Origin of the sequence: Bacillus cereus group sp. BfR-BA-01382 (assembly GCF_022663475.1) — a bacterium.
Taxonomy (GTDB): Bacteria; Bacillota; Bacilli; order Bacillales; family Bacillaceae_G; genus Bacillus_A; species Bacillus_A thuringiensis_S.
This window is the reverse complement of record NZ_JAKUFQ010000003.1, coordinates 77,138-93,355: the sequence shown is the minus strand read 5'-3', so window position 1 is coordinate 93,355 and position 16,218 is coordinate 77,138. Positions and strand designations below refer to the sequence as shown.

The following is a 16,218-nucleotide window of genomic DNA, read 5'->3' as shown; positions in this document are numbered from 1 at the left end:
TATGCCAAGGTGGCATAAGGATTTTTCTTATTTCAATTTGAATACTATCGCTTCATACGGACGTAATGTAATGTTATCTATCGATCCGATTTCTACATCGTAATTGTGTATAAATAATTCTGATTCACTATAACTAATATCCTCAGGCATTTCAAATACACTTTCATCCGCAGTAAAGTTTGCAATAACAAGTAGTTTTTGGTCTCCATATGTTCTTACATAAGCAAAAACAGAAGGATTATTCTCTAATATTAAATCATATGATCCATATACAACTATTTCATTATTTTTGCGTAGCTCAATTAATTTCTTATAGTAATAAAAAATTGAACCTTCATCTTGGATTGCTTGTTTCACATTAATCTCTTTATAGTTAGGATTTACAGTAATCCAAGGTTCACCTGTTGTAAATCCAGCGTGATTCTGATCATCCCACTGCATCGGAGTTCTAGCATTATCACGACCCTTTATATAAATAGACTCCATTACTTTTTCTATATCTTCACCATGGTCTATCACTTTTTCTTTATACATATTTAACGTTTCAATATCTCGATATTCATCAATTGATTGGAATCGAACGTTCGTCATTCCGATTTCTTCACCTTGATAAATATATGGCGTTCCCTTCATCATATGAAGAACTGTCGCTAACATTTTTGCTGATTCAATGCGATACATTCCATCGTTACCAAAACGAGATACAACGCGAGGCTGATCATGGTTATTCCAATAAAGGCTATTCCATCCGGTATGCTCTAATGCTTTTTGCCACTTTGTCAAATTCTCTTTTAAAGTAAGAAGTGAGCATGGTTTTACATCCCACTTTCCACCTTCTCCTGAATCTAAATCCATATGTTCAAATTGGAATACCATTTGCAACTCTTTTCGTTCTTCTCCAGTATACAATTTGGCTTCTTCTGTCGTTACACCTGGCATCTCACCAACCGTCATAATATCATAATGCGATAATACTTCCTCATTCATTTCATGCAAATATTTATGAATGTTTGGACCGTTCATAAAATGTTTATGACCTGAAACATAGCCATCTTCATCTGTTTCAACAGTTGGTAATCCTTCTTCTTTAGAAATAAAATTGATCACATCCATGCGGAATCCATCAATTCCTTTTTCTAACCAAAACTTCATCATCTCATAAACATCTTGTCTTACCTTTTCATTATCCCAGTTTAAATCCGGCTGTTTTTTAGAAAACAGATGTAAATAATATTCATCCGTCATTTCATCGTACTTCCATGCAGACCCACTAAAAGCAGCTCCCCAGTTGTTCGGTTCTTTCCCTTCTTTTCCAGGACGCCATATATAGTAATCTCTATATTTATTATCTTTTGATTTACGTGATTCAATAAACCACTTATGTTCATCAGATGTATGATTAACAACTAAATCCATCATCAATTTCATATTACGTTCATGCATTTCATGTAATAGCTCATCCCAATCTTCCATTGTTCCGAACTCGTTCATAATCTTACAATAATCGCTTATATCATAACCATTATCATCATTTGGAGATTCATAGACTGGTGATAACCAAATCACATCAATCCCTAACTCTTTTAAATAATCTAGCTTTGAAATAATCCCTTGAAGATCTCCTATACCATCACCGTTACTATCCATAAAGCTACGAGGATAAATTTGATATACTACGCTTTCTTTCCACCATTGTTTTTCCATTATGCTACCCCATTTCATTCATAATTCATTTTTCTCTTTTTTAAGGCGCAAACGTTTTCATTAATGAATGATAACAGATTCTATCTCAATTTAAAATAGCGCTTACAATTTTTATTGTTCTTTTTCTAAGAAAACATACGAAAATTACTAATAACTCTTCAATAAATGAAAACGTTTTATTTTTTTATTTATTTTTTGAATCTATTCGTTTATAATGAACTCAAAGAAAACGTTTGCATAATTATTTCTAGGGGGAAATACCATGGCAGAACTTAAATTAGAAAATATTTATAAGATATATGATAATAACGTAACAGCTGTAACCGATTTTAATTTACACATTCAAGATAAAGAATTTATCGTATTTGTCGGTCCTTCTGGATGCGGAAAATCTACAACATTACGAATGGTAGCTGGACTCGAAGATATTTCAAAAGGCGAGTTTTCAATTGATGGTAAACTAATGAATGATGTTCCTCCAAAAGATCGAGATATCGCAATGGTCTTCCAAAACTACGCTCTTTATCCACATATGAGTGTATATGATAATATGGCATTTGGATTAAAACTTCGAAAAATACCAAAAGATGAAATCGATCGTCGTGTGAAAGATGCAGCAAAAATTTTAGGGCTTGAACAATATTTAGATAGAAAACCGAAAGCATTATCAGGTGGACAACGCCAACGTGTTGCGTTAGGTAGAGCAATCGTTCGAGATGCAAAAGTTTTCTTAATGGATGAACCATTATCAAACTTAGATGCTAAACTCCGTGTTGCAATGCGCTCAGAAATTTCTAAGCTACATCATCGCCTTGGAACAACAACAATTTATGTAACACATGACCAAACAGAAGCAATGACTATGGCTTCGCGTCTTGTCGTTATGAAGGATGGAAAGATTCAACAAATTGGAACTCCAAAAGAAGTATATGAAACACCAGAAAACATTTTCGTGGGTGGATTTATCGGGTCACCAGCGATGAACTTCTTTCGTGGTAAATTGACTGAAACCGATTTCGTTATAGACAATACCATAAAAATCAAAGTATCTGAAGGAAAAATGAAGATGCTACGTGAACAAGGCTATGTAAATAAGGAAATTGTTTTAGGTATTCGCCCGGAGGACATTCATGATGAACTACTATTTTTAGAAGCTTCACAATCTACTACTTTCACAACAAAAATTGAAGTTGCTGAATTGTTAGGTGCTGAATCTATTTTATATATGAAACTTGGAAATCAAGATTTTGCAGCACGTGTTGATGCACGACATATATTCTCACCTGGAGATCAAATTAAATTGGCATTTGATTTAAATAAAGCGCATTTCTTTGACAGCCAAACAGAACAACGTATTCGCTAAAGAAATTTCCTTCTATATAACATACAAAAAAACCGTCCACATATATTGAGGGCGGTTTTCATTATTATACTAGGGCTTCTACTGTATGAAATGATTGTCCTTTCGTGCTAATAATACCGAAAATCGGTAAATCACTAAGCACCACTTCTTCTTGCTGTTTCATAAAAGATGACGTTAATTGTTTTATCTCTATCCAAACGTCATTAATACAAAGTACATTGGAATCGTTCTCTTGTTGGCGAGAAAAAATAGAATCTATTTTATATAAACCACCATTTTGAAAAAGCATATCAATGCGACTGAATGCATTCAAAGTAATGCTAATAACGCGTTGCCAATCTCCTTGCTTTCCCATATCATAGGATACAAAAAGTGCCTCTCCGCCTAGATTCATAATTTCCTCCACTGTTGCTTGTCCACTCTCTTGATCAATGTCCGTCACAATAACTTTTGCGCCTTGTTTAGCCAACAAAAGAGCTGTATTACGTCCAATACCGATGCCACCGCCAGTTACGATAGCAACTTTTCCTGCAAGCTTCATTTTCATTACCCCTTCTATAAGTCTTACCGTCATTCAGTATACTCCTTTATAAGATTAATCTGCAAGCAAGAAAAATTGCTCATTCGTTTGTAAGCGATTACTTTTTTACTCCTTCTTTTTTCCTACTATTACGCTGATCGAAAACTAAACCGATGAAAATTAAAATCCCCCAAAAGATTACACTACCTCCAGTCATTTCAATTTCCCCCTTATTATATAAAGATATTATTTTAATCATTATAACATTTTCTTAATTTTCAATCTATTAAAACCCGAAATGATATTATTACATAAATTGTAGTATAACAAAAAAAGACCTTCTTATTTTATGTATAAAAAGGTCTTTTTTCATTATACAAGACTTATTACTTTCGTCTTTGTAATTAAGTCCTGAAAACCGCAATTGTCTTTGCGGAACAACATCATATATACGTTACATATTAATGGAATTCCTAATAGCAATACGTTCGGCAATAACAATACAAAAAATCTTATAATTAATGTTTGCAACGTTAGCTTTTCACTCTTCAATGAAATTAATTTTATTCTCGTTACCTTTTTGCCAAGTGTAACACCGTTCCAAATAAAGGGTAACACAATAAAATATATCGCCATTAATATGAAAACTACTGCGAAATCATATCTAAAATCACCTAAACTTATATTAAAGCGCTTAAACATAGCACTATAGTTTCCGGTCATAATAGCTACTACTGCACCATACATAACCGAGATTAAAAACATGTCAATTAGGGAAGCACCTATGCGATTCATTACAAGCGCTGGACGATGCATCTTTAACTTCATTTTATGTCGACTCCTTCATATCCTTCTTTACCCGTCTCATCGTACCACTTCTAAAAAACATTGTAAACTAGCGTTTCTCTTACTTTTCTTGTACAATTTGTTACAATAGCATTATAAAGGAGGTTCCCATATTGAAAAAATGGATAATCCTATTCGTCGCCTTCCTATTAACTGGTTGTACAGGAAACACAAGTCACTTAACTTATACGGTTAACGATGAATACGAGCTCATACGTACTTCTGGAAATGCATTTGAACTTTTCCCCTCGCAAGATGCTGTATATGCCACACAATACATCCCTGCAAAAATTACAGACATTGCTTGGGATGATAAATACATTATTGCAAAACAAACTGAGGAAAAATCAGATCCAAATAACCCTGACGCAGCAATTGCAAATAAAAAAAGTGAACATTATTGGATTATTGACGTAAAGCACAATAAACGTTTCGGTCCCTATAATGAAAAGCAATTTAATAAACAAAAAGATGCGTTTAAAATTAAGGTACCTTTTCAAAATGTAGATTCATACATAAAAGAAATAAAAAAACAGTCAGCATAATCTTTTGAGTGCTGACTGTTTTGTCTTACATTATTTTAAAAACACATTACTCCGAAAGTGAGATATTAAACGTTTGTGGCTCTTTTACAACATCTTGTGTTTCTGAATCTCCTGCAAGTAAATCATCAGTTATAAACTGAATATCCTTTACCTTGTCTTTTCCATCGTCAAGTATTAAACCAATAATCCCATCTCTTGTTTCACCAGGCTTATAGTCTTCTCTTGATACATTTTTTGTACCAACTAACGTATCTTCGTCATATAAAAAGTTTTGAGTCGCTACTTTAAAATGTTGCTTACCATTAATTATAACATCATTCATAGAGAAAAATTGCATATTTTTATTTCCGCTATTCTCCACTTTATATGTAATCTCAACGTAACGAATTGTATTACTAATCTCTGTTCCACTTAGCGATGCATATAATTCTGCATCTTCTTGGCTTACTTTATCCCCTAATCTACGTTTTACTTCTTCAGGAGTTAGTGCCGTGTATACTTTCAATGTATTTTTTGCCTTTTCACTCATCTGTGATAAAGAGATTACTTTCACATCTTGTACGTGAATTTTCATTGGCGCTACTTCAAATGTTTGATTCACAGAATGCATCTGCTCTAACATGAAAGTACCCCAGCCTGTTTCTTTCACTTTTTGTCCTACTTTTTTCAGCTCACGCCCACCATATTCTTTTGTTTCAGGAATAGATTCTTTCTTCTTCGGTTCAGCTTTCTTTTCTTCTTGATGGAAGCAACCACTTAACATAAGAAGAAAACTACATAAAACAAAAATACTTTTCCATGCTTTCATCATTTCATTTCTCCTAACGCTATCATTCATGAATATAAAATTAATCCCTTGCTTTGTAAACTATAGAAACAATGAAAAGTCCACAAAATGAACTTGTCAGTCCAGATACTATTATACCTCCAATTTGGAAAATATGAAAATAGGGATCTAGGAACACATACACGATAAATATAATAGTTGCCACAACAATTACTGAAATCCAATACTTTCTTTTTTCCGAAGCTAAAATAAAGTCTTTACCCATTTCATTTCTATGCTTCCATAAAACGTATGCTAATAATAGAAAACCAATACATGTACTTCCATGTTGCATATATTTATAAACAGAGATACCGTACCATTCTCTTTGCAATAATGGTATTTTCATAACAAAATAGCCTGTCTTATGAGTGAATGCATCCCAAACAACATGCGTTAACATACCGAATAATGCTGAATAACAAAATACAAAAAGATCCTTCCATGTATGAAGACCCCACCCCTTGTCTACTGCATATGTATAGTAGCCAGCAAATGGCTTAGGTAAATGTGTTATAAAAGACTTTTTTAAAATGTAATGATATATGTATGCTAATAAGAAGACAAGTGGTAAATTTAAATATAAGAACCCCAGCCACGTATGCCCAATTACACCATACGGTCTAAAGTGTAAGAAATATTCAAAGTCAGGCGACATACTACCTAATATAAGAGCCGTTACTGAAATATGTTTAGAATACTTTTTCGTAAAAGGGAGAACTGCTGCTGGATGTGCAAATGTAAACGGCATACTTTAACTCCTTCTCACATTTTCAGTAGAATACCATATATCATAACGAGAGAATGGAACTTCATGCAATATTTATTTTCACATTGGAATATGATAGTTTAAATGATATAATCCACATAAATATTCAGAAAACAAGAAGGGATTCAGGTGTTATTAACACTTGTATTTGCTGCCTTTTTAGATTCAAAATCCGTTATGAATTGAGGTTTATATATTGATTGACGTACCCTTTTTACAAAATGTCACATTAAAAAAAGAAAATATCCCTAGTTTTTCCGCATATCCTTACTGCTTACCCGCTATCCGAACATTACAATCACTAGCTTTCCATCCAAATGTAACATTCATTATTGGAGAAAACGGAACGGGTAAATCAACATTACTTGAAGGAATTGCAATTGCGTTAGGTTTTAATGCAGAAGGTGGAACGAAGAATTTCCGCTTTAGCACAAACGATTCACATTCATCTTTACATGAATACCTTCGAATTTCAAAAAGTTTCAATACACCAAACGACGGTTTCTTTCTTCGCGCTGAATCATTTTATAACGTTGCTTCTTATATTGATGAAATAGATGCTATAAAATCTTACGGCGGCGTTTCACTACACGAACAATCACACGGTGAATCATTCTTTTCCTTATTTATGAATCGTTTTTCAGGACAAGGTTTATACATTTTAGATGAGCCTGAGGCAGCTCTATCACCGATGAGACAACTTTCCATGCTCATTCGAATGCACGAACTAGCTGAACAAGGTTCACAATTTGTTATTGCGACGCATTCTCCTATTTTAATGGCTTACCCTGAATCTACTATATACTCTTTAACACAAGAGGGGATTCACGAATCCACATTAGAAGAAACCGAGCATTATCAAACGACGAAACTTTTCTTTGAAAATCGCGATCGATTATTCCATCATCTATTTGAGTCATAAAAAAAGAAGCAGCAATAGCTGCTTCTTTTTTATAGTGCTTCTATAAATAAGGCAACCCCGATACCGCCACCAACGCATAAAGAGGCAATTCCTTTTTCTAAACCACGTCTTTTTAATTCGTGAATTAAACTTACTGTAATACGAGCCCCTGTACAACCAATTGGATGCCCAAGTCCTACGCCACTACCGTTTACGTTCACTTTTTCACGGTCTAAGCCTAACTCTTTCTCTACAGCTAAATATTGAGCCGCGAAAGCTTCATTAATTTCCAGTAAATCTGCATCTTCTAATGACCAATCTACTTTCTCTAATCCTTTTCGGATTGCTGGTGCTGGTCCAATACCCATAATTTTCGGGTCTACTCCAGCTACTGAATATCCAACAATTCTAGCTAACGGTTGTAAGCCTTTTTCTTTTGCTTTTTCTTCGCTCATTAATACTAGAACTGCACTTCCGTCATTCAGGCCAGATGCATTACCTGCAGTTACAGACCCATCTTTACGGAATGCTGGTTTTAACCCTGCTAATTTTTCCGCTGTAATATCTGCACGTGGATGCTCATCCTTCGAAAATACTACTTCTTTTCTACGTTCTTTTATTGTAATAGGAACAATTTGATCGTCAAAGTGTCCAGACTCGATTGCCTTCAGTGCCAATGTATGACTGCGAAGAGCAACTTCATCTTGTTCCTCTCTTGTAATTTCATATTGTTCAACTAAATTTTCCGCTGTTTCACCCATCATAATATGGTGAATCGGATCTTCTAACACTTCCCACACCGTATCACGAATTTCTCCGTGCTGTAGACGTTGTCCCCAGCGGTGCTGTTTCAATGCATAAGGGCTCGAACTCATCGCTTCTACTCCACCTGCAACAACAACATCACTTACACCTAATTGGATTTGCATTGCAGCTGACATAATTGCTTGCATACCTGAAGAACATTGACGTTGGATTGTATATCCCGTAACTGTGTCAGGAAATCCTGCCGCTAATGCAGCTGTTCTCGCCGTATTTGCTTCATCAGTTCTTTGAATACAATGACCTAAAATTACTTCATCAACTTCATGTGGTTCTACCCCGCCTCGTTTTACAGCTTCCTGAAGTACAGGAACAGCTAATTCTACTGGCGTTACATTTTTTAGCGCTCCTCCAAAAGTTCCAATTGGCGAACGAACTGCAGCTGTAATAACAACATTATGCATTTTGTACTTGCCCCTCTCTTATGTACCCTAGTAAGTTTTTAGGTGAAATTCCATAAGATGTATATCTATAACTATCATACTATAAACATACTAAAAAATCAAAATATTTCATATAATAAAAATAGAAGGAATTAACCTTCTATTCTGTCAGTGCATATAAAAACTTTTGCAAAATTTTCTCTGTCGTTTCATTCAATTTTGGCAACTTATCTACTGGAAAATATTGAAGTTTCAACCCTTCATGATCGAGCTTTAATTCCCCGCTCACATGATGTGCCTGATACAGATGAATGACATTGAAAATTTCATCGCCATTCGGATAACGGAAATATACTTCTTTTCCTGATAGAACACCAAGAAATTGCATTATTTTTGCAGTTAACCCCGTTTCCTCAAATAACTCTCTACGTGCCGTTTCTTCTGTCGTTTCACCTAGTTCCATCGCCCCGCCAGGTACACCCCAATCATATGTATCTGAACGATATTGAAGCAATACTTCTTGTTTATCATTTAATATAATGATTGCTGATCCTACGAGAATAAGCGGTCTTGTACCAACGACTTTTCGTAACTCTTCAATATACCCCATATGTAAATTCCCCTTTCCCTAACCTCCCTTATCATAACAAAATTTCTCTCTTTTTGTTCATGTAATTTTAAAGAAAAAAAGGAAGCTTTCGCCTCCATTTTTTCATCTTTATTTCTTAAAACTTTCATATTTTACAGCTTCAAAAGCTTCCTCAATTTCATCATTACGATAATGGACATATGTAAAACGACCCAATTCTACTAATCTTGCTATTTCCTGTAACGCTTTATGCTGCTCATATGTTTCTTTCAGCTTAATATGTACATAAAACTTCATTAAAGGATGTTCATATAAAGGTTCTCCCACCTCTACATATACATCTTCAACCCCTTGTACAACTCTTACATAACTCGCAAATTGATAAAGTGCTTCTCTGTCTGAAACGATTTTTAATGTATACATATATTCTCCCCCTTTCCTTTACTATATCAAAAAGACGACCATACCATGTTATAGAACTATGAAATTTTTTCGACTTGTCATCTATATATTCAATAAAGAAGGCGTTTATCCATACATGACATCTTTTCCCCACATATATTATAGGAAGAACTTTTTTTCATTTGAGGTGTTCCTTATGGATCCATACGTCAATATATGTATTTGCATTACTCCCGGCGCCGATATTTCTGATGACCGTATCGCAAAAGACTTAGCTGTTGCAGAATCAATTTGGCACCCCATTACATTTCAAATTCAAGAAGTAATTGTATTAAATGAACTTTTCCGTTTTTTTGACCGTGAAATCAGTTATAAAAATTCCATTCAAAGTCAAGAAAAGTTGGCATCCTTTTTCCAAACATGTGTAAATGAAGCTCCTGAATGCGACCTTTATATTTGTTATATTGGCAGTGATTATTTCAAAGAAACAGCAGTAATTGCCTGCGCTTATTCTTTAGCAAAACAACAGCAACTTACTGGCTATATCGTTTTAACAAATTCGGCTGCCCCTATGAAAAATATATATACGCTCGCTCACGAAATCGGTCATATTTTATTTACAAGACGTATTCATGGAAAACTTACTCATGCAGATCCTCATTCTCCAACCGGCTCGGAGCACCACCCTTCTCCAACAAATCTTATGTATCCGATAGTCCCTCGTCCAGAAAACGTTCATATTCATTCCTTATTAACAACAGAACAAAAAGCGCTCTCTTTACAAAGCTCTTTACTACAAAGAAAAAAACAGTAACCCTCATGTTACTGTTTAAAACAACTTGTTCCAATCAACAAACCAAATCCCGGCTGCTAGAAATAAAAATAGACAACTAAATGTAATCCCTCTAAAAATCCCTATATAATATTTCTTTGGAAATAATTTTTTGCATATCCAGAGCAGCCGCTTTCCTATTAAACCGAAAAACAGAATATATCCTGATGTGTAATCTAATATATTAATAAAATAGTCAACATATATCCTTTTTATAAAAGAGTTATTGTTAGGTTAACCTTAGAAAACTACTACTCAATTTACCTATAAATAATACTGTCTCTCTTTTTATTCGTATACTTTCCTTTTTCTAATTTTATATGAATTTTCAAAAGCATATAAATAACAATGAAAAGAATTATTTGTTGTACATACATTCCAATAATACTTGATAAATCTATCATTACGAATACATATTCCAATGCAATTGGAACTAGTAAATACGCCAAAGTAAACCAACCACCAAATTTAATATTTACAATAGCTGCAAATAGAACTACTATTCCAACAAGAATGAAGCTTTCTGTCGCAGTAAATTTAATAAATGTTGTACCATAAAAATTATTTAATAATGCAATACTGAAAATTGATAAAAACCATATCGCACCTGTTATATACATAATTAAAAATTCAGTTCTTTTACGCTTAAATGAGGCTGTTCTCATGCCCCATATTAATACACTAATTCCTACAAAAATCATAATCGGATATCCGATTAATTCAATTAAAGAATAAGACAAACGATGGTCGGCTTCACTAAAAAATACACTCTTCATCATCGTGAATGCTAATAAATTTATAATAAAGTAAAGCAATAATTTATAATTCCCTTTTTTATCAACTTCCATCTCTTTGGCAAGTTGATTTGCATACTCTTTTGGAGCATGACCGAATATATCATTTACACTCTTTCCTCTCTTTTCTCCTTCTATTAAATGAACTTCCGCATCTTCTATAAAGGAAATAATATCAGCTTCTCTAATGCCCTTCGTTCGTAAATACCCTTGAGTATCATCTAAAAACTTTTGCCCTTCATTCGATAGCACTTTTATCACTCCCTTATTTAACCATTTCTCTTCTATTCGTCTTCATCATAATTTCAAGGAAATTTAAAATAAACAAACTTCCGTATAAACATATAATTTGAAATAACATTGGCATAAGATCTTCAGATGTAAATGTTTTAAACATTAACATAATAGAAAGCGGAATGATTAAATATAAGTTTTTAAACCACCCTTCAAAATATATATTTATAGCTACTGTGATGATAAAAATCCCACCAGCTAATATATAACTTTGGACTTCGGTGAATGTGAGCATTTTTGTAGGATATATCACATCTAATATCGTAACAGCTCCTAATAAAAACAATGGAGCAATCATAACTAAAGACCACATAGAAAACCATGTTTTTGTAAAGCTTGTGACGAAGGTCATTTTGCGAAGTAGAAAATTAGGACCCATAACAACTAAAATCAATGAAAAACTGTAACCGATACACTGAATAAGTGAAATCTGTAACATTCCATTACTCACTATTAAGATAGAAGCAATAATCCAAAAAGATACGATATTCATTACTGTAAAACCAATTTGCTTCCACGTTTCCTGTCTATCTCTTTCCATCACTTTTACAAGTTCATTTGCATATTCTTTCGGTGAGCTTCCGAAAATATCTTCCACACTCTTCCCCTCACTCTCACCTTCTATTAAATGAAGTTCTGCGTCTTCTAAAAAGTTTTCAATATCACTTTCTTTCACACTCTTTGCCGTCAAAAATAATCTCATATCTAACAAAAACTTTTGTGCTTCACTTGATAACATTATTTTCTCCTTCCCTTCCCTTCAAGTAAACGTTCTACACTACTTTGCATCGCTTCCCAGCGATCCATAAATTCATCAAGTGCTTCCTCGCCTTTTTCTGTTAATGTGTAATATTTTCTCTTTGGACCAGATGGAGATTCCTTCATTACGCTTGTTATTAATCCTTCTTTTTGCATTCGTATTAATAACGGATAAATACTTCCCTCACTCGCCATTGTAAAACCATACTTTGCTAGCTTCTCACTCATTTCATAACCGTATATTTCGCCTTCAGAAATAATAGCAAGTAAGCATCCTTCTAAGATCCCTTTCAGCATTTGACTTGTCGACATAATTCAAATCCTCCTACTATCTTGTTTTACAAGATAGATAAGCGTAAGTATCTTGCTTTACAAAATAGTATAGCAAAGACTATTTTGCAAAACAAGATAGCTAACGATATTTTTTCCAAATGTTTGCAGGAATTTCATTATAACCTCTCTAAATAGAGCACTATGAAAACTTTATTATGAAGGGATGTTTTTCATCATGGTTACAAATCGAGTTGTCTTTTTAACAGGTGCTGCGAGTGGTATTGGATATGAAGTGGGAAGTACTTTTGCAAAAGAAGGTGCAAAAGTTGTGATTACTGATCGTCTTGAAGAACGTGCGAAAGAAGCTGCTGAACAATTACAAAATGAAGGTTTTCAAGCTATCGGTTTAAAATGTGACGTTACATCTGAAGAGGAAATTACAGCAGCAATTTCTCAAACAGTTGATCATTTCGGTTCATTAGATATATTAATTAACAACGCAGGAATGCAACACGTTTCACCCATTGAAGACTTTCCAACTGAAAAGTTCGAGCTGCTAATTCAAATTATGCAAATTGCTCCGTTTATCGCAATTAAGCATGCCTTTCCGATTATGAAACAACAAAAATATGGTCGTATTATTAATGTCGCTTCTATTAACGGCCTGGTCGGGTTTGCTGGAAAAGCTGCCTATAATAGTGCAAAACATGGCGTAATTGGATTAACAAAAGTTGCCGCTTTAGAAGGTGCTACGCATGGTATTACTGTTAATGCCCTTTGCCCTGGTTATGTCGATACCCCTCTTGTACGTAATCAACTACAAGACTTAGCTACTACACGAAATGTACCACTTGAAAATGTTTTAGAAGATGTCATTTATCCACTTGTACCACAGAAGCGTTTGCTACAAGTACAAGAAATCGCTGATTATGCTATGTTTTTAGCGAGTGAAAAAGCGAAAGGTATAACTGGTCAAGCTGTCGTTATCGATGGTGGCTATACTGCTCAATAAAAAATAAAGTTTGCTCAAGAAGAGCAAACTTTATTTTTTATCGCGAGGATCTTCGTACTTTAGTAATTGCCGCGGGAGCTTCTCAATTGCAACAATTACCCCCTCTAATTTACTTTCAATACGGTGGAGTAAATATAATGTTACAACAATTGGAAACCCTACATTACCTATCATCTTGATCCACTCTTCCATCCTCTTCCCCTCCTTTCATTATATAAGTAAGAGAAAACAATGCATTTAGGCATAAAAAAACAAGCTATTATGTATTAGCCTGTTTTTCAAATAATGATGCAATTTCTCGTTTATAATCCCCGCTTATAATACCTTTCTCAGTAATAATTCCTGTAATTAATTCGTTCGGTGTTACGTCAAATGCAGGGTTATAAACATTCGTTCCGATTGGTGCTACTTGTTTTCCAAAGATTTTCGTAACTTCTGTTTCATCTCTTTCTTCAATAATTATTTCGGTGCCAGTTTCTTTCGTAACATCAAATGTTGACAGTGGCGCAGCAACATAAAATGGGATATCAAAGTACTTTGCTAAAATAGCTAAATTCATTGTCCCTATTTTATTTGCCGTATCTCCATTTGCGACAATTCGATCCGCCCCTACAATAATTGCATCTATTTCTTTCGTTTGAATAGCATGAGCTGCAGTATTATCTGTAATAAGGGTCACATTAATATTTGCTTGCTTCAATTCCCACGTCGTTAAGCGACCACCTTGTAAAACTGGTCTCGTTTCACACGCATATGCATGTAAACGCACACCTTTCTCTTTTCCAATATAAAAGGGAGCTAATGCAGTTCCATATCTGGCAGTTGCGATACTTCCAGCGTTACAGATTGTTAAAATATTATCGCCATCTTTAAAACATGTTAACGCATATTCCCCAATATTTCGGCACACCTCTTCATCTTCCTGCTGAATGCGAAGCGCTTCTTCTTCTAATGTTTTTTGTGCTCCTTTTATTGTAGTAATCCCTCGAATAGATTCTCTCATACGATCAATTGCCCAAAATAAATTGACCGCTGTCGGGCGTGACGTCCCCAAATAATTACAATCTCTATTAAACTTCTTTTGAAATTCTTCAATATGTACAGTGTTATATTTTTTTGATGCAAGCGCCAAGCCAAATGCAGCTACAATTCCAATTGCAGGCGCTCCTCGTACTTCTAACATTACGATGCTTTTCCAAACCTCTTCAATAGTCGTCAATGTTTTATATTCTGTGCTATGCGGCAATTTCGTTTGATTTAATACCGCAATTGCATCACCTTTCCAACTTACAGATCTCGGAACAGTAACAATTGTACTCACGCTTTTACGCCCCCTGAAACTGTCTGTTGAAATAATGTTCGAAACAGTTGAATATCCGCACTTTTAGATTCATATTTTATTAGTTCTTTACCTAAGGATAGCGCTTGTTTCTTAGCTTGAATTCTTGTTTCTTTATTTTCTATTTCATCTAAATCTGCTACATGAGCTAAACCAATTGTTCTACGAACCAGTTCACATCCTGCAAATCCAACAGCATCAGTAAAGATATTTTGCAAAATAATTGGTAACCATTGTTTTTCTTTCGTATATGCTTCTACACCTTCTCCAATCCATAACTTTGTAAAAGTCTCTACAAAATAACTCCACGTCTTTTCTATATGGAAAAATAGTACACTTCTTTTTTCTTCTTCTCTAAATAAAGCATTTAATACTAGATTTGCAATAAATTGACCTATGTCAAATCCAAATGGGCCATAGGTCGCAAATTCTGGATCAATCACTTTCGTTTCAGAAGGTGACGAAAAAATACTACCAGTATGTAAATCACCATGAATAAGAGTTTCTTTTCTTGTTAAGAACTTATATTTATATTGTGCTACTTTTAGTTTTAAAGTTTTATCACTCCAAAGTTCATCAACCACGAGCTGTAAATCTGGCTCATAATCATTTGTATCATAATGTCCAAACGGATCTGTAAACACTAAATCCTCTGTAATTTTACAAAGATCCGGATTTACAAAGGTACCTTCTAGTACCCTCTTCTCTTCTGATTGTAAACCAAAATCTGAAGTGTAAAATAAAACATGTGCTAGAAAACGGCCGATATGCTGGGATAAAAGCGGATATTCTTCTCCGCCTATTAATCCTTTTCTTGTAATTGTTAGTCTTGATAAGTCTTCTATTACCGTTATCGCTAACTCTTCATCATGACTGTACACTGCTGGAACATAATCCGGTACATACTGCGCAAAAATTTGTAAGGCCTTACTTTCAATCGTTGCTCTTTTTATAGACAATGGCCAGCTTTCACCAACTACTTTCGCATAGGGCAGTGCTTGTTTTATTATAATTGATTTCTCTCCATCATCTAATTTGAACACGTAATTTAAGTTTCCGTCTCCAATTTCATGACAAACGACATTTGCCTTCGCTTCAAAATAGCCATGATCTTTCGCATATTGTACAGCTGTTATTTCTGTTAATGAATAATATCCCATCGTCTTCTCCCCCTTTTTAAATTCAGAGGTTTTTCTAACATAGAAAAACCTCTTTCCACTAAGAAAGAGGTTTGAAGTTTATCTT

Annotated in this window: 20 protein-coding genes and 1 pseudogene; 5 read left to right on the top strand and 16 right to left on the bottom strand. The window is 34.3% G+C overall.

Going from position 1 to position 16,218, the window contains the following annotated elements:
- Window positions 1-27 precede the first annotated feature (27 nt).
- On the bottom strand, window positions 28-1,704 hold the full coding sequence (malL, locus tag MR160_RS02510; protein WP_000415169.1) for an oligo-1,6-glucosidase: 1,677 nt from the start codon (window positions 1,702-1,704) through the stop codon (window positions 28-30).
- A gap of 262 nt (window positions 1,705-1,966) precedes the next feature.
- Here malL and MR160_RS02505 point away from each other — a divergent pair, with 262 nt between their 5' ends.
- Window positions 1,967-3,067: an ABC transporter ATP-binding protein gene (locus tag MR160_RS02505; protein WP_000818934.1), complete on the top strand. Its 1,101-nt coding sequence runs from the start codon at window positions 1,967-1,969 to the stop codon at window positions 3,065-3,067.
- Window positions 3,068-3,131: 64 nt separating this feature from the next.
- Here MR160_RS02505 and MR160_RS02500 read toward each other — a convergent pair whose 3' ends face one another.
- The 3 genes from MR160_RS02500 to MR160_RS02490 form a co-directional block, all read right to left on the bottom strand.
- Window positions 3,132-3,641 carry an SDR family NAD(P)-dependent oxidoreductase gene (locus MR160_RS02500; protein ID WP_000218411.1) on the bottom strand — a complete coding sequence of 170 codons (510 nt, stop codon included), beginning with the start codon at window positions 3,639-3,641 and terminating at the stop codon, window positions 3,132-3,134.
- Window positions 3,642-3,705: 64 nt separating this feature from the next.
- Complete coding sequence (locus tag MR160_RS02495; protein ID WP_000145659.1) at window positions 3,706-3,804, bottom strand: hypothetical protein; 99 nt, start codon at window positions 3,802-3,804, stop codon at window positions 3,706-3,708.
- Window positions 3,805-3,959: 155 nt separating this feature from the next.
- On the bottom strand, window positions 3,960-4,415 hold the full coding sequence (locus MR160_RS02490; RefSeq protein ID WP_000769078.1) for an RDD family protein: 456 nt from the start codon (window positions 4,413-4,415) through the stop codon (window positions 3,960-3,962).
- Between the two features lie 131 nt (window positions 4,416-4,546).
- Between MR160_RS02490 and MR160_RS02485 the strand changes: the two genes are divergently transcribed.
- Window positions 4,547-4,978 (top strand): DUF3997 domain-containing protein, encoded by a 432-nt coding sequence (locus tag MR160_RS02485; RefSeq protein WP_000758794.1) that lies wholly within the window; start codon window positions 4,547-4,549, stop codon window positions 4,976-4,978.
- A 46-nt stretch (window positions 4,979-5,024) separates the two neighbouring features.
- Here MR160_RS02485 and MR160_RS02480 read toward each other — a convergent pair whose 3' ends face one another.
- Together MR160_RS02480 and MR160_RS02475 are read right to left on the bottom strand one after the other, a co-directional pair.
- Complete coding sequence (locus MR160_RS02480; RefSeq protein WP_000973902.1) at window positions 5,025-5,789, bottom strand: hypothetical protein; 765 nt, start codon at window positions 5,787-5,789, stop codon at window positions 5,025-5,027.
- A 37-nt stretch (window positions 5,790-5,826) separates the two neighbouring features.
- The gene (locus tag MR160_RS02475) at window positions 5,827-6,555 is read right to left on the bottom strand and encodes a DUF4184 family protein (RefSeq protein ID WP_016077286.1); all 729 of its coding nucleotides are present in this window, start codon (window positions 6,553-6,555) and stop codon (window positions 5,827-5,829) included.
- A gap of 214 nt (window positions 6,556-6,769) precedes the next feature.
- On the opposite strand from MR160_RS02475, the gene MR160_RS02470 reads away from it, so the two are divergent.
- Window positions 6,770-7,495 (top strand): AAA family ATPase, encoded by a 726-nt coding sequence (locus MR160_RS02470; RefSeq protein WP_000568001.1) that lies wholly within the window; start codon window positions 6,770-6,772, stop codon window positions 7,493-7,495.
- 29 nt (window positions 7,496-7,524) lie between these two features.
- Here MR160_RS02470 and MR160_RS02465 read toward each other — a convergent pair whose 3' ends face one another.
- From MR160_RS02465 to MR160_RS02455, 3 genes are all read right to left on the bottom strand, one after another.
- Window positions 7,525-8,700: an acetyl-CoA C-acetyltransferase gene (locus tag MR160_RS02465; RefSeq protein WP_000552075.1), complete on the bottom strand. Its 1,176-nt coding sequence runs from the start codon at window positions 8,698-8,700 to the stop codon at window positions 7,525-7,527.
- Window positions 8,701-8,839: 139 nt separating this feature from the next.
- The gene (locus MR160_RS02460; RefSeq protein ID WP_002005651.1) at window positions 8,840-9,289 is read right to left on the bottom strand and encodes an NUDIX hydrolase; all 450 of its coding nucleotides are present in this window, start codon (window positions 9,287-9,289) and stop codon (window positions 8,840-8,842) included.
- Between the two features lie 108 nt (window positions 9,290-9,397).
- Window positions 9,398-9,691, bottom strand: coding sequence for a DUF3928 family protein (locus MR160_RS02455; protein ID WP_000288330.1), 294 nt, complete (start codon window positions 9,689-9,691; stop codon window positions 9,398-9,400).
- A gap of 175 nt (window positions 9,692-9,866) precedes the next feature.
- Here MR160_RS02455 and MR160_RS02450 point away from each other — a divergent pair, with 175 nt between their 5' ends.
- A complete protein-coding gene (locus tag MR160_RS02450; protein WP_000371606.1) occupies window positions 9,867-10,484 on the top strand; it encodes an ImmA/IrrE family metallo-endopeptidase in 618 nt (205 codons plus the stop codon).
- 15 nt (window positions 10,485-10,499) lie between these two features.
- On the opposite strand, the pseudogene MR160_RS02445 reads toward MR160_RS02450, so the two are convergent.
- From MR160_RS02445 to MR160_RS02430, 4 genes and pseudogenes are all read right to left on the bottom strand, one after another.
- A pseudogene (locus MR160_RS02445) lies at window positions 10,500-10,706 on the bottom strand (DNA-binding protein); the annotation flags it as partial.
- Window positions 10,707-10,762: 56 nt separating this feature from the next.
- Window positions 10,763-11,548 carry a DUF1129 domain-containing protein gene (locus MR160_RS02440; protein ID WP_000950457.1) on the bottom strand — a complete coding sequence of 262 codons (786 nt, stop codon included), beginning with the start codon at window positions 11,546-11,548 and terminating at the stop codon, window positions 10,763-10,765.
- Between the two features lie 13 nt (window positions 11,549-11,561).
- Entirely contained in the window at window positions 11,562-12,329 is a 768-nt protein-coding gene (locus tag MR160_RS02435) for a DUF1129 domain-containing protein (RefSeq protein WP_242297050.1), read from the bottom strand.
- Complete coding sequence (locus MR160_RS02430; protein WP_000107977.1) at window positions 12,329-12,661, bottom strand: PadR family transcriptional regulator; 333 nt, start codon at window positions 12,659-12,661, stop codon at window positions 12,329-12,331. The genes MR160_RS02435 and MR160_RS02430 overlap by 1 nt, the downstream gene beginning before the upstream one ends.
- A gap of 196 nt (window positions 12,662-12,857) precedes the next feature.
- On the opposite strand from MR160_RS02430, the gene MR160_RS02425 reads away from it, so the two are divergent.
- Window positions 12,858-13,634, top strand: a complete 777-nt coding sequence (locus MR160_RS02425; RefSeq protein ID WP_000258453.1) for a 3-hydroxybutyrate dehydrogenase — start codon at window positions 12,858-12,860, stop codon at window positions 13,632-13,634.
- 30 nt (window positions 13,635-13,664) lie between these two features.
- Here MR160_RS02425 and MR160_RS02420 read toward each other — a convergent pair whose 3' ends face one another.
- The 3 genes from MR160_RS02420 to mtnK all read right to left on the bottom strand — a co-directional run bounded on the left by MR160_RS02420 (window position 13,665) and on the right by mtnK (window position 16,133).
- A complete protein-coding gene (locus MR160_RS02420) occupies window positions 13,665-13,826 on the bottom strand; it encodes a YvrJ family protein (protein WP_000393336.1) in 162 nt (53 codons plus the stop codon).
- Window positions 13,827-13,893: 67 nt separating this feature from the next.
- Window positions 13,894-14,955: an S-methyl-5-thioribose-1-phosphate isomerase gene (gene mtnA / locus MR160_RS02415; protein ID WP_098505686.1), complete on the bottom strand. Its 1,062-nt coding sequence runs from the start codon at window positions 14,953-14,955 to the stop codon at window positions 13,894-13,896.
- Entirely contained in the window at window positions 14,952-16,133 is a 1,182-nt protein-coding gene (gene mtnK, locus MR160_RS02410) for an S-methyl-5-thioribose kinase (protein ID WP_063675651.1), read from the bottom strand. Before mtnK ends, mtnA begins: the two co-directional genes overlap by 4 nt.
- Window positions 16,134-16,218: the final 85 nt, after the last annotated feature.

Bases quoted from the DNA above. Each gene is read 5' to 3' on its own strand.
- malL (WP_000415169.1), bottom strand. From the start codon at position 1,704: ATGGAAAAACAATGGTGGAAAGAAAGCGTAGTATATCAAATTTATCCT.
- MR160_RS02505 (WP_000818934.1), top strand. From the start codon at position 1,967: ATGGCAGAACTTAAATTAGAAAATATTTATAAGATATATGATAATAAC.
- MR160_RS02500 (WP_000218411.1), bottom strand. From the start codon at position 3,641: ATGACGGTAAGACTTATAGAAGGGGTAATGAAAATGAAGCTTGCAGGA.
- MR160_RS02495 (WP_000145659.1), bottom strand. From the start codon at position 3,804: ATGACTGGAGGTAGTGTAATCTTTTGGGGGATTTTAATTTTCATCGGT.
- MR160_RS02490 (WP_000769078.1), bottom strand. From the start codon at position 4,415: ATGAAGTTAAAGATGCATCGTCCAGCGCTTGTAATGAATCGCATAGGT.
- MR160_RS02480 (WP_000973902.1), bottom strand. From the start codon at position 5,789: ATGATGAAAGCATGGAAAAGTATTTTTGTTTTATGTAGTTTTCTTCTT.
- MR160_RS02475 (WP_016077286.1), bottom strand. From the start codon at position 6,555: ATGCCGTTTACATTTGCACATCCAGCAGCAGTTCTCCCTTTTACGAAA.
- MR160_RS02465 (WP_000552075.1), bottom strand. From the start codon at position 8,700: ATGCATAATGTTGTTATTACAGCTGCAGTTCGTTCGCCAATTGGAACT.
- MR160_RS02460 (WP_002005651.1), bottom strand. From the start codon at position 9,289: ATGGGGTATATTGAAGAGTTACGAAAAGTCGTTGGTACAAGACCGCTT.
- MR160_RS02455 (WP_000288330.1), bottom strand. From the start codon at position 9,691: ATGTATACATTAAAAATCGTTTCAGACAGAGAAGCACTTTATCAATTT.
- MR160_RS02450 (WP_000371606.1), top strand. From the start codon at position 9,867: ATGGATCCATACGTCAATATATGTATTTGCATTACTCCCGGCGCCGAT.
- MR160_RS02435 (WP_242297050.1), bottom strand. From the start codon at position 12,329: ATGTTATCAAGTGAAGCACAAAAGTTTTTGTTAGATATGAGATTATTT.
- MR160_RS02430 (WP_000107977.1), bottom strand. From the start codon at position 12,661: ATGTCGACAAGTCAAATGCTGAAAGGGATCTTAGAAGGATGCTTACTT.
- MR160_RS02425 (WP_000258453.1), top strand. From the start codon at position 12,858: ATGGTTACAAATCGAGTTGTCTTTTTAACAGGTGCTGCGAGTGGTATT.
- MR160_RS02420 (WP_000393336.1), bottom strand. From the start codon at position 13,826: ATGGAAGAGTGGATCAAGATGATAGGTAATGTAGGGTTTCCAATTGTT.
- mtnK (WP_063675651.1), bottom strand. From the start codon at position 16,133: ATGGGATATTATTCATTAACAGAAATAACAGCTGTACAATATGCGAAA.